The sequence below is a fragment of the Gracilibacillus salitolerans genome (genome assembly GCF_009650095.1).
Classification (GTDB): domain Bacteria; phylum Bacillota; class Bacilli; order Bacillales; family Amphibacillaceae; genus Gracilibacillus; species Gracilibacillus salitolerans.
In genome coordinates, this window is sequence record NZ_CP045915.1 from 1,589,627 (window position 1) to 1,602,657 (window position 13,031).

The following is a 13,031-nucleotide window of genomic DNA, read 5'->3' on the forward strand; positions in this document are numbered from 1 at the left end:
GAAATATACTATTCCGCAAAGAAAGCGCTTCCTATAATAGGGGTGTTTTCTTTGTTTTTTACATGAAATAATTGTTAATTTGTTGGGTTATATAAAGTTATTCATTAAGGTAATATTAGTTTAACAAAGGAGGCGGGCACATGGATGTAGCTGAAAAAAGACAAGAAAAACTAAAAAAGTCTAGTCTATTTTGGAAAACTTTTAAAAGTCAAAAAATGCTCTATGCTATGTCATTACCGTTTGTTGCATGGGTGTTTGTATTTAATTATTTGCCTGTATGGGGATGGACAATGGCATTTCAGAATTATATTCCTGGAAATCCATTTTGGCAACAAGAATGGGTAGGTTTTCATCATTTCATACAATTATTTCAAGATGAGCGATTTTTCTTAGCGCTACGTAATACGCTTGCCATGAGCTTTCTTGGGCTATTATTTGGATTTACTATTCCCATTGTATTTGCTATTTTACTGAATGAAGTGAGACATTCAATATTTAAAAGAGTAACGCAAACGATCACCTATTTACCACACTTTGTTTCTTGGGTTGTTGTAGCTGGTATTGTTACAAAAATGCTTTCAACTGATGGTGGAATCATCAATGATCTGTTAGTGGGAATGGGAATATTGGATCAGCCTTATCAATTTATGGCTGAAGGCAAATGGTTTTGGTCGATTGTCACCATCTCTGATATATGGAAAGAGATGGGATGGAACGCCATCATTTTCTTAGCAGCAATAGCGGGATTAGATCCACAACTTTACGAAGCCGCCAAAGTGGATGGCGCAAGTAGGTTTAGACAGATTTGGCATATTACACTCCCAGGGATTCGACCTACTATTTTAGTTGTTCTCATTTTAAATATCGGTCATTTAATCCAGATTGGTTTTGAAAAACAAATGCTATTAAGCAATTCCCTTGTGATTGAGTATGCAGAAGTATTGGAATTGTATGCGCTTAATTACGGAATTGGTTTGGGACAATTTTCGTACGGAACAGCGATTGGTATTTTTAATTCTGTCGTCAGTATTTTCTTATTATTGCTAGCGAATGGAATCTTTAGAAGATATTCGAATCAAAGTGTTATGTAGGAGGGGAGTTTATTGGCAAATCCATCAGATCTCTACCAAACAACTGTGAGAGAAAAAATTTTTGACATCGTGAATTATCTTTTTCTAAGTATTGTTATTGTCATTACTTTATATCCATTTTTGAATGTTTTAGCTATCTCCTTAAATGATTCTACTGACACCGTTAGAGGTGGTATATATATTTGGCCGAGAGAATTCACTTTGAATAATTATTTGGAAATTTTAAAATATGACAATCTTGTCACAGGTTTTGTGAATTCAGTATTAAGGACAGTGATTGGAACGATACTAGGCGTATTTATTCAAGCGATGGTTGCTTTTACATTAAGTAGAACCGATTTTCAAGGGAGAAGATTTGTTTCTACAGCGATTGTACTTACAATGTATTTCTCTGGAGGGTTAATTCCAGGATATATGTTAATAAGAGATTTAGGATTAATCAACTCGTTTTGGGTTTATATCTTACCTGGATTAGTAAGCGCTTTTAATATTATCATTATCCGTTCGTTTATGGATGGGTTACCTTTTTCCTTACAAGAATCTGCGAAGATGGATGGCGCGAATGATTTTGTGATTTTTTATCGTATTATTTTACCACTCTGTAAACCAGTGTTAGCTACAATAGCTTTATTTGTAGCAGTTGGTCAATGGAATTCATGGTTTGATACTTATTTATATAACAGTATGAATGAAAGTTTAACGACGCTGCAATATGAACTAATGAAAATATTGGATAATACCACCATGGGGGGCGGGCAGGATGCTAATTTGATGCGTCCAAATGATGAACAGCAAATGAATCGAGTGTCACCTCAATCAATAAAAATGGCGATTACGATGGTAACAGTCATACCGATCATTATGGTTTATCCATTTGTCCAGCGATATTTTATTAAAGGTATGACACTTGGAGCAGTAAAACAGTGATAGAGGTGTTTTCAGGTCATGAAACCTGTTTATACAATCATGAATAAAAGAATGGGAGGAATAAAAGTGGGGTTATGGAAAAAAAGTTTGCAATTGTTTTTTATTTTGTTATTACTATTATGTATTGCCGCATGTCAAAATGCTGGGGAAAGCGATGGATCATCTGAGGATAGTCAAACAAATGAAGAGAACACAGAATCAAACGAAAGTTCTCCCGACGAAGTAGAACCCGTTACATTTACAATATTTGATTCCGATACAAATCCTGATTGGGTAGAGGACATGGATACACCAGTCGGTCGCAAAATTAAGGAAGATACAGGAGTGACATTAGAAGCTGAATTTGACATTGAAGGAGGTCAAACAAAGATACCTTTAATGACAGCCAGTGGAGATTATCCTGATTTGATTGTATCAAAAGGAGCAGGACAATTAGTAGATGCAGAAGCTTTGGTAGATCTTGCCCCATTAATTGAAGAGCATGCGCCAAATATTCAAAAGATGTTAGGAGAAGAAGGAATTAATCGATTGAAATGGAGTGAAGAAGATCCGTCCATTTATGTGTTAACCACCTCTCCGGTAGACAATCAAGCGATGACGCCTGGCTATGGTGCTTGGGTACAGCATGCAGTGGTGAAGGAATTAGGATATCCGGAAATCACAACATTAGAGGATTTAAAGAATGTTTTAAAAGAGTATAAGGAACTATACCCAGAAATTGATGGTCAACCAACAGTTGGTTTAACGATGAATACTGACAGTTGGAGAATTCAATCATCTTTTCTGAATTCAGGATTTATGATGACTGGGGCAAGCGATGACGGAGAATATTATGTAGATCCGGAAACATTTGAGGCCACTTTACATTATCGCCGTCCAGTGGAAAAAGAGGTGTTTCAATGGTGGAATGAAATGAATGCGGAAGGTCTAGTTGATTCCGAAATGTTTGTGCAAAAAAGTGATCAATTTGATTCAAAGCTTTCTTCAGGGAGAGTCTTAGCTACAATTGGTCCAGATTATTTAATGTATAATGCACAAGATGCCTTGCGTGAAGCTGGTATGGAAGAAAGGATGTATGGGGTATATCCAGTTACTTTAAATGAAGAATATAAGAGTCATACGTACCAAAGTAATGGTCTCCAGGTCGGTTGGGGAATTAGTATTACAGAAGATTGTGAAGATCCAGTGCGAGCCATTAAATTCTTAGATTATTTAGTATCTGAAGAAACACAAATCATGCTAAATTGGGGGATTGAAGGTGAGCACCATGAAATTGTGGATGGCAAACGTGTTATTCCCAAAGAAGAGTGGGAAAAGCGAAACTCTGATCAAGAATATTTAAAGAAGACTGGTATTGGCTATAACTTTGCTAGATTTGCTCCACGTTATGGTGATGGTGTTTTAGATTCTTCAGGTCAACCTTTTACAACAAATACGCGCGAATTAGCCATGGAGAATCAAACAGATATGGAAAAAGAAGTACTCGAAGCATATGGTATGGAATTATGGCAAGATTTCTTCCCTTTAGCTGAAGAATTCCCGGTAAAACCTTGGGGGGCAGCTTACAATATTTCCATTCCTGCTAATTCCGAACTACAAACACTTAATCAAAGAGCTTTAGATATTACAAAGCAACTCGTTCCAAAAGCGATATTAGCGAATCCGGATCAGTTTGATACGGTATGGGATGAATTTATGACATCACTTGAAAATGCAAATATAGAAAAAGCAGAAGAAGACTATACGAAATTAATCCAACAAAAAGTAGAGTTGTGGAGTAAATAAGACAGCTTTTAAACTCAGATACCTCCTTTTCAAAAAAATAGAAAAGGAGGTATTTTAATAGCTTCATCTAACAATATTATATTTGCATAGAATGAACCAATTTTCGGGATAAGTAATTGACAAACTATAATAAGTTAATTATTATTAATTTATTAAGTTATCGATAAACATTATAAAGGGGTTCCATTCATGAAAAAGCTTACAGACGAAATTCAACAACATCTAGAGCAAAAAATCCTCCCTTTTTGGATGAAGTTGAAGGATGAACAACATGGTGGTTTTTACGGGGAAGTAGACTATAATTTAGAAATCGAAAAGCAAGCAGATAAAGGCGGGATTGCGACAGCAAGATTCCTCTGGACTTTTTCTGCAGCATTTCGTGTTACCAGAAACGAAGAGTACTTAGAACATGCACATCACCTTTATGATTTTCTTCGCAACAAATTATATGATCATGAAAATCAAGGAATCTATTGGTTAGTAGATTTTCAAGGGCAACCGAAAGATACGAGAAAACATGTATATGCTCAATCATTTGCGGTTTACGCATTAAGTGAATATTATCGCGTGACTAAATCAGAGGAAGCGTTAGCTTTAGCAAATGAAATATATCTATTAATTGAAGAGAAAGGCTATGATAAAGAAAATCGGGCTTATTGTGAAGAGTTTGATCAATGGTGGAAACCAGTATCGAACGAAATGTTAAGTGAAAATGGTGTGGTTGCAGAAATCACGATGAACACGCACATTCACGTGTTAGAAGCTTATACCAATTTGTATAAAGCAAACCCAACGGATGGATTAAAACAGCGATTAATAGATTTACTAGAAGTTCATTATGAGAAGATTTATAACAAAGATACAAAGTTTTTAGGCGTGTTTTTCGATAAACAGTGGAATTCATTAGTTGATATGAAATCATTCGGCCATGATATTGAAGCAAGCTGGTTAATGGATGAAACGATTAAAGTAATTGGGTTAAAAGACGAAAGATTTGATCAAATGGTGCTAGATATCGCTTATAATATTGCCGGCTGTGCCATGCAGGAAGATGGTTCTTTAATCAACGAACAGGTTGATGACCATTATGATAAAACGAGAATTTGGTGGGTACAGGCAGAAGCGATGGTCGGCTATTTAAATGCATTTGAACATACACAAGATCCAAGATTCAAACAATTAATCGAAAATCTTTGGATCTACATTAAAAAACATATCGTGGATAAACGTGAAAACGGAGAATGGTATTGGTCAATTGAGCCTGCTGGAAACCCAACGGAAAGAGCGATTGGGGAAACTTGGAAGACTTCTTATCATAATAGTAGATTTTGTTTAGAATTTATCGAAAGGGTGAAGAACCAATGATCCATGAAAAGTACTATCAATTTATAGAAGAACAAGAAAAATTAATCAAGCGTAAAAATCTGGAAAATAAGCAATTTTATAATGGTGTTTATACGAAATTTCAACATCCGGCACTAACAAGACATCATGTTCCACTTCATTGGCGTTTTGATTTGAATAAGGACACAAATCCTTTCTTTATGGAACGTTTAGGTGTAAATGCGACGTTTAATCCTGGTGCAATCTATCATGAAGGACGATATTACATGGTGGTTCGGTTGGAAGGGGTAGACCGTAAATCGATTTTTGCTTTAGCAGTAAGTGACAATGGTGTAGATCAGTTCCGATTCATTGATACACCACTCGTTTGGGAAGATATCGATCAAGAAGAAACAAATATATATGATATGCGGTTAGTAAAGCATGAAGATGGTTGGATTTATGGTATTTATTGTTCAGAAAGTAAAGACGCGAATGCAGATGAATTTGATACATCTAGTGCGGTGGCACAAGCAGGACTGGTACGGACTAATGATCTCAAGAACTGGGAACGTTTGCCGAATATTAAGACACCATCACCACAACAGCGTAATGTCGTCTTACATCCTGAATTTGTTAATGGCCAGTATGCCTTCTATACTCGACCACAAGACGGGTTTATTTCGACGGGTTCTGGTGGAGGAATTGCATTCGGGTTAACAAAGGACATTACGAATCCAATTATTAAGGATGAACAAGTTATTCAAGGTAAGAAATATCATACGATTTATGAAGTGAAAAATGGCCAAGGACCTGCACCAATTAAGACAAATAAAGGCTGGATTCACATCGCACATGGTGTGCGTAATACAGCTGCTGGCTTGAGATATGTGCTTTATACCTTTGCGACGAGTTTAGAAGACCCTACGAAGCTAATCGCTTTACCAGGTGGTCATTTTATTGCGCCATATGACCAGGAACGTACGGGTGATGTGTCTAACGTTATTTTCTGTAATGGTGCAGTCGTAAATGAACACAAAGAGGTGTTTGTTTATTATGCATCAAGTGATACGAGAATTCATGTCGCGAAAACAACGATAGATCAGTTAGTAGATTACACGTTTAATACGCCAGAAGATCCATGCCGCTCTTTAGAAAATGCACAGCAACGTAAAGATTTAATTGAAAAGAATGAAGCATTATTGAAAGAGAGACATCATAGTTCACCCTTTTCTGACGATCAATAAAAAAGCCAGGTTTAAACTGAATTAGGGTAAAACTAACAAGAATTAAGTTAAATTATTAAGTAATTTTTCTTTAAAAATGTTATGATAAGTATTATGGGAAGATAGAGTATGGGGTGAACAAATTGAAGTCAAATGTCACGATGAAAGATATCGCGGAAAAATTAAATGTTAGCAGTGTTACTGTGTCTAAAGCGCTGAATGACAAAGAAGGCGTTAGTGAAGAATTAAAAGGAAAAATTAAAGCCTTAGCGGATAAAATGGGGTATCGATACAATACGATGGCAAAATCGATGAAAGATGGCAAGTCATACAATGTGTGTGTCATCATCCCTGAACGGTATACTGGAATGACGCAGTCTTTTTATTTAAAAGTATATCAAGCGATTTCACAAATATTAGAAGATCGTGGTTATTACGGTATTATTCATATTTTGCCGAACGAAGACGAAGATCAACTAAAGTTACCACGCATTTATCATGAGCGTAGAGTAGATGGATTTATTATGCTTGGGCAACCTAGCAAAGAATATATTGAGTTAATGCAGAGTGTTGAAATGCCTTTGGTTTTCCTCGATTTTTATGATGAGAATGATAATGTAGATGCAGTCATTACGGATAACTTTTACGGTGCTTATGAAATAACAAATTCCTTGATTCAACAGGGACACAAAGAAATTGCGTATGTCGGCAATTTATTCTCCACGAGTAGTATTCAGGACCGTTTTCTAGGATACTATAAATCGTTGTTAGAACATAAAATTCATTTAAAGCAAGAATATGTAATTAGTGATCGCGATGACCGGGGAGCTTTTATTGAAATGGATTTACCGGAACAAATGCCAACTGCTTTCGTTTGTAACTGTGATCAAGTAGCACACTTACTTATAGAAAGGTTAAATAAAGATGGATATAGCGTGCCAGAAGATTGCTCTGTGGTCGGATTTGATAATGATATTTATGCCACTCTGTCAACACCTCATCTGACAACTGTGGAAGTAGATATTGAAGAGATGGCGAAAAACACGGTTAAATTTATTTGCGATAAAATGGATAACCCAGAAGCGAAATTCGGAAGAGTAGCAGTAAAGGGTAAAATTATCTATCGTGAGTCTGTAAAAGCGGTAAAATAAAGTAAGACTTCCAACACTAGAGGTTTTACGGACGATTAGCACCGTGATAAACAAAAACCAAGGTGGACTTGCCTTGGTTTTTGTCTGTCAATATGAAGTAAAAGGGTGATGATGGATGAGTGGTTCCATTCAAAAAGTATTTCAGTTTTGCTATAAACTATTTTTAATTAGTTTTTATTATTGGTTGTACCTGCTAAAAGGGATCGTTATATATAGTTTTATACCAGCAACGGCATCATTGCTTCAAACGAGTGAGCAATTTTTAATAAAAGAAAACCCAGAAGATATCGGTGAGTTATTCAAGAAAAATTATCAAGGGTATGATTCGTATCGATTTGTATCCTTTTTTAGTATTATGTTTATTATTCTGAGTTACACTGCCTTATTTTTTACTAATAGATCCGATCATCCATTTAGTTTAGCGTTTATTATTCTAATTATTTATCTCATGATTTTGTTTGTTGCTAACTTTACTTTTGTAATGTATTACCTGATGAACGGTATAAAAGATTGGAAGAACTTGTTGGCATTAGCCTTCGTTTCTTCCATAAAATATCCGCTAAGATCTTTATATATATTATTTATTTTAGCGATTTTATATTTTTTGTTCACCTGGAATCTTGTTGCGTTTATCGCACTTGCTCCTTGTATATACGGTTGTGGTATAACCACTAGTTTTATCAAATTTTCACCTCCCTTTTTAGAAAAGTAAGAGATCTTAACATCAAAAATTCAATAAATGGAAGAGCTTGCCCTTGGGAGTACTTCTCAAGGGATTTTTTATGATTCTTTTATAACTTTAACGCTAAATTAATCAATACTATCTACGTTTAACACGATGCTAATCGTCCGTAAACCCCGTTTCAAGGTTTAAGTAAATCAAAGGAGCTAAGTCCCTGATAAGTTTCGCTAACCCTCAATGGGGACAACCCCCCCCACTAGGGAAGTCTCACTTTGTATAAAAATTAGCATCTTTTAAAGGTGGTATAACCGTTGAAGATTTTTTAAGTTGCGTATAAACCATAAAATACTTATAAAAAATTCTAAAAAAAGTGTTGACCGGCAAACGTTTTCAAGTTATTATTAAGTTATTGTTAACTTAACGTTAACTTAATGATGAATAAGGAAGGGGTCAAAAAACATGAGTAAAAAATTATTAGTGTTTTTTGCAAGTATGTTAATCGTATTAGGGGTCATTGCAGGATGCTCATCAGATAGTGAAGATACTAGCAATGACAATGGTGAAGACACAGGTTCTGATGCACCACTTTATGAAAACTGGAAAGATAAAGATCCAGGAGAAATTGAAGGAGACCTTACTGTCATCACACACAGAACGGATATTGTAGATTCTGTCTACCAAGATTATAAAGATCAATTCAATGAAAAATATCCGAATGTAAATGTAGAGTTTGAAGCACTAACAGATTACGGTGGAGAAATCATGCCACGTATGAACACACAAGACTACGGTGATGTACAATACTTACCAGTAGAAGTACCAATTGCAGATATTCCAAACTTCTTTGAGCCGATGGGTAAATTAGATGAAATGGAAGAACATTATTTAGGTGTAGAAGAACGTGCGGTTGATAATACGGTTTATGGTATTCCAATTGCCGTAACTTACACAGGTGTTATTTATAACAAAGCCGTATTTGAAGAAGCTGGTGTGGAAGGAATTCCAGCTACTCAAGAAGAGTTTATGGATGCCATGCAAAAAATTAAAGAAAACACAGATGCAGTTCCACTTTATACGAACTATGCAGATGGTTGGCCGTTAACACAATGGGAAGGTGCTGTAACGACAACTGCTGGAGATGCTGATTACTACAATGTGGACATGCTAGACGAACCGACGCCATTTGATGAAGGCGATCCACACTATGAACACTATAAATTAATGTATGATCTAGCTAAACAAGGTTTGATTGAAGAAGATCCGTTAACAACTGATTGGGAATCTTCAAAAGTAAGAATGAACAATGGCGAAATTGCAGCAATGGTATTAGGTTCTTGGGCTCTTGAACAAGTTCAAGGTGCTGGAGAAAATGCAGATGACATTGCCATTATGCCATATCCGACTGATGCAGAATCTACCATCTTCTCATTGGGTGCTGATTTGAATATTTCTATTAATCAACATAGTGAAAACAAAGAAGCAGCTTTTGCTTGGGTTGATTGGTTTATTCATGAATCAGGATATTCTGTCGAACAAGCTGGTGGTATTAGTGCATCTAAAGATGTTCCATTACCAGAAGCTTTAGCAGCTGGTGAAGAACAAGGATGGGAATTCTCGATGTTAACACCTTCTCCAGAAGGTAAAAAAGGCTTGTTAGATGAAATTGATAAAGAATCTGAAGTTGGTCTTTGGTTAGAACCTCGCAAACAAATTTTAATTGAAGCAGCCATTGGTAACCGTGACGACTCATTCGATGATTTAATGAACAAGTGGAATGAAGATTGGGCTGCTGCTCACGAAAAGATTGTGAACGAAGAATAAATCGAAGTGTAATTTAATCACGATGAATTTCCTTTACTGCCATAAAGTAAAACTATCAACGGTTGGGACTTTAACTCCAATGTTGGTTAGCGAAACTTTTCAGGGTATGAGCGTCCGTTTTCCTCACCTATACTTTCTGTGGTTCTCCTAAGTGTTTGAAGTGGGGATCTTGCGGACGTTCGTTCACTGTGAAAATGATAGATTACAGAAAGTCTCCTTACAAATAATAGAATAATAGAGAGAAAAGTGAAAATTAAATGAAATGTTGGAAGTGCAAGCAACTTCCAGTTTCATTTAGTTTTTACCAGGAGGTGCGACAATCAGATGTTTTCCAAATTATCATATAGAACACAACGAATCATTATTATTGTATCCTTTTTAATTGTGCCACTTACATTACTTGCTACATTTTCCTTTTTACCTGTTGCCAATATGTTCTGGTACAGTGTTACAGACTGGAATGGTTATAGTGATAAAGAATTTGTAGGCTTGGAAAATTATATCACTGTATTTACAGATCCAGAGTATTTCCGAGTATTCGGGGTCAGCTTGTACTATTTCTTTGCAACATTCCTGCAAATGGGAATTGCACTATATTTTGCAACGATTTTAAGCTTTAAAGTTCGATTAAAAAACTTTTTTAAAGGTGTTATTTTCTTCCCGTACTTACTTAATGGGGTAGCAATTGGGTTTATGTTTTTATTTTTCTTCCGACCTGATGGTGCCTTGGACACCGTGCTACAAATGATTGGCCTTGGAGAGTTGACAATGCATTGGCTCGGTAATCCGGATATAATCAATATTTCTTTAGCTGGTACATCTATTTGGAGATACATGGGCTTTAACTTCATTATTTTCTTAGGTGCGATATCATCCATCTCTGGGGAAATTTATGAAGCAGCTGAAATTGATGGTGCAAACCGTTGGCAACAATTCCGCTACATTATTATGCCAAGTATCCGTATCATTATTTCATTAAACCTTGTATTAGCAATTAGTGGTGCTTTAAGTGCATTTGAAATTCCATATATTATGACTGGTGGTGCAAATGGTAGTGCGACATTTGTTATTCAAACAGTAGACACAGCATTTAAATATGGGAAAATTGGTCTAGCATCAGCGATGGCAGTTATTCTCTTGTTTATCGTTATTATTGTAACGGTCTTACAAAAACGATTCTTTTCGGAGGAGGATTAAGATGAAAGCGAAATATGCGGCGGGAAGCATTTTAAAGTATGGTTCATTAATTTTAGGAGTAATTGTTGCTCTTCTACCCATTTTAGTTGTATTTTTTGCCTCATTTAAGACAGGTGCAGAATATACAACAACAGGTCCATTAACTCCTCCAAGTGACTGGACGAATTTCGATAACTTTAAACGTGCCTTTGTAGAAGGGAACATGCTAAATGGCTTTAAAAATACCGTCATAATACTTGTTATCTCGATCATTGGGACTACACTAATTGGCTCTATGGTTGCCTTTGTTCTCAATCGATTCAAGTTTAGAGGTAGTAAATTAATTTTAGGGGCGTTCTTACTTGCAACGTTAATACCTGGGGTAACAACACAAGTAGCAACATTCCAAATCGTAAATGGACTTGGTTTATTTAATACAATGTGGGCAGCGATCGTGCTTTACTTAGGTACCGACATTATTGCTATCTATATTTTTCTGCAATTTATGAATTCGATTTCGGTTTCATTGGATGAATCAGCAATGTTAGATGGTGCATCTTATTTTACGATTTACACGAAAATTATTTTACCGTTATTAAAACCAGCAATTGTTACGGTCATTATTGTAAGAGGTATTTTCGTTTATAACGATTTCTATACACCATTCTTATACATGCCGAAAACAGATTTGCATGTTATCTCAACAGCACTATTTAAATTCCAAGGGCCATACGGGTCAGAATGGGAAGTTATTTGTGCAGGGATTATGCTTGCGATTATTCCAACATTTATTGCATTTATTTCCTTGCAAAAACATATATATAATGGTTTAACATCAGGATCAGTAAAATAACGGAGGTAACTATGGAGTATATTAAGGGGTTCACGTTTGGCTGGGGAGCTAAACGTGGAGATTTTACCAAACCAGAAGCAAAAGAATCTTTACAATTAATGAAAGAAAGAACAGCAAGTAATTATGTTATTTTTGCTTTAGCTGCGACACAAGAAACAGCCTTTTCTACAGATGTTGTCTATAAAGGTGAACATATCGTAACAGATGAAGAACTAATAGATATGATTGACTATGCGCGAAGTATAGATTTAAAGGTAATGATCAAACCTACCGTCAACCCTGCTGATGGGATTTGGCGAGCACATATCAACTTCTTTGATATAGACGTACCATGTGAACCGAAATGGAGAGATTGGTTTAAAAGTTATACAGAATATCAATTACATTATGCCAAGATAGCCGAAGAAAAAGAGGCTGAAATGTTTATTGTTGGCTGTGAAATGGTGCAAACAGAGCGTCGTGAATCAGAATGGCGCAAGTTAGTAAAAGATGTCCGTGAAGCATATTCAGGTTTAATCACGTATAACACGGATAAATACCAGGAAGCAAATGTAGCATGGTGGGATGAAGTAGACGTTATTTCATCCAGTGGTTATTATCCGTTAGGCGATTGGGATAATCAATTAGATCGAATTGAAAAAATTATCAAGCCTTTTAATAAACCGTTTTTCTTTGCAGAAGCAGGTTGTCCAAGCAGAACAGGTTCAGCACAGGTTCCGAATGACTGGGGAATGGAAGGCGAAATAAATCAAGAGGAACAAAAAGCCTTTTATCAAGATATGTTTGAAAAAACAGCAAACCGTGATTGGGTAAGAGGTTTTGGGCTTTGGGACTGGAAAGCAATTCTCTATCCAGAATCTGAAGCAGATCAAGACTCTGATTATGCCGTATTCGGAAAAACTGCAGAAAAGGTCATCAAAGATTTCTATCAAACAAGGTAAAACAACGGAAGTCGTTCTGTCTGCTATCAGATAGTACGACTTCTCCTATAGTACG

At 36.0% G+C, this 13,031-nt stretch carries 11 protein-coding genes; all 11 read left to right on the top strand.

The window, feature by feature from the left end:
- The first annotated feature begins 140 nt into the window (after positions 1-140).
- The 11 genes from GI584_RS07515 (at position 141) to GI584_RS07565 (ending at position 12,976) form a co-directional block, all read left to right on the top strand.
- Positions 141-1,091, top strand: coding sequence for an ABC transporter permease (locus GI584_RS07515; RefSeq protein WP_100361264.1), 951 nt, complete (start codon positions 141-143; stop codon positions 1,089-1,091).
- Positions 1,092-1,103: 12 nt separating this feature from the next.
- On the top strand, positions 1,104-2,018 hold the full coding sequence (locus tag GI584_RS07520) for a carbohydrate ABC transporter permease (RefSeq protein WP_228552362.1): 915 nt from the start codon (positions 1,104-1,106) through the stop codon (positions 2,016-2,018).
- 66 nt (positions 2,019-2,084) lie between these two features.
- Positions 2,085-3,803, top strand: coding sequence for an ABC transporter substrate-binding protein (locus GI584_RS07525; RefSeq protein ID WP_228552363.1), 1,719 nt, complete (start codon positions 2,085-2,087; stop codon positions 3,801-3,803).
- Positions 3,804-3,992: 189 nt separating this feature from the next.
- Positions 3,993-5,168, top strand: coding sequence for an AGE family epimerase/isomerase (locus tag GI584_RS07530; RefSeq protein ID WP_153790825.1), 1,176 nt, complete (start codon positions 3,993-3,995; stop codon positions 5,166-5,168).
- Entirely contained in the window at positions 5,165-6,373 is a 1,209-nt protein-coding gene (locus GI584_RS07535; RefSeq protein WP_153790826.1) for a glycoside hydrolase family 130 protein, read from the top strand. Before GI584_RS07530 ends, GI584_RS07535 begins: the two co-directional genes overlap by 4 nt.
- Positions 6,374-6,495: 122 nt before the next feature.
- Positions 6,496-7,503, top strand: coding sequence for a substrate-binding domain-containing protein (locus tag GI584_RS07540; RefSeq protein WP_153790827.1), 1,008 nt, complete (start codon positions 6,496-6,498; stop codon positions 7,501-7,503).
- A 115-nt stretch (positions 7,504-7,618) separates the two neighbouring features.
- A complete protein-coding gene (locus GI584_RS07545) occupies positions 7,619-8,215 on the top strand; it encodes a hypothetical protein (protein WP_153790828.1) in 597 nt (198 codons plus the stop codon).
- A 429-nt stretch (positions 8,216-8,644) separates the two neighbouring features.
- Positions 8,645-10,006 (top strand): ABC transporter substrate-binding protein, encoded by a 1,362-nt coding sequence (locus GI584_RS07550; protein WP_153790829.1) that lies wholly within the window; start codon positions 8,645-8,647, stop codon positions 10,004-10,006.
- A gap of 324 nt (positions 10,007-10,330) precedes the next feature.
- Complete coding sequence (locus GI584_RS07555) at positions 10,331-11,203, top strand: carbohydrate ABC transporter permease (RefSeq protein WP_100361258.1); 873 nt, start codon at positions 10,331-10,333, stop codon at positions 11,201-11,203.
- 1 nt (position 11,204) lies between these two features.
- Positions 11,205-12,035, top strand: coding sequence for a carbohydrate ABC transporter permease (locus GI584_RS07560; protein ID WP_153790830.1), 831 nt, complete (start codon positions 11,205-11,207; stop codon positions 12,033-12,035).
- An 11-nt stretch (positions 12,036-12,046) separates the two neighbouring features.
- On the top strand, positions 12,047-12,976 hold the full coding sequence (locus GI584_RS07565) for a glycoside hydrolase family 113 (protein WP_153790831.1): 930 nt from the start codon (positions 12,047-12,049) through the stop codon (positions 12,974-12,976).
- Positions 12,977-13,031: the final 55 nt, after the last annotated feature.

Bases quoted from the DNA above. Each gene is read 5' to 3' on its own strand.
- GI584_RS07550 (WP_153790829.1), top strand. From the start codon at position 8,645: ATGAGTAAAAAATTATTAGTGTTTTTTGCAAGTATGTTAATCGTATTA.
- GI584_RS07535 (WP_153790826.1), top strand. From the start codon at position 5,165: ATGATCCATGAAAAGTACTATCAATTTATAGAAGAACAAGAAAAATTA.
- GI584_RS07565 (WP_153790831.1), top strand. From the start codon at position 12,047: ATGGAGTATATTAAGGGGTTCACGTTTGGCTGGGGAGCTAAACGTGGA.
- GI584_RS07555 (WP_100361258.1), top strand. From the start codon at position 10,331: ATGTTTTCCAAATTATCATATAGAACACAACGAATCATTATTATTGTA.
- GI584_RS07530 (WP_153790825.1), top strand. From the start codon at position 3,993: ATGAAAAAGCTTACAGACGAAATTCAACAACATCTAGAGCAAAAAATC.
- GI584_RS07515 (WP_100361264.1), top strand. From the start codon at position 141: ATGGATGTAGCTGAAAAAAGACAAGAAAAACTAAAAAAGTCTAGTCTA.
- GI584_RS07545 (WP_153790828.1), top strand. From the start codon at position 7,619: ATGAGTGGTTCCATTCAAAAAGTATTTCAGTTTTGCTATAAACTATTT.
- GI584_RS07560 (WP_153790830.1), top strand. From the start codon at position 11,205: ATGAAAGCGAAATATGCGGCGGGAAGCATTTTAAAGTATGGTTCATTA.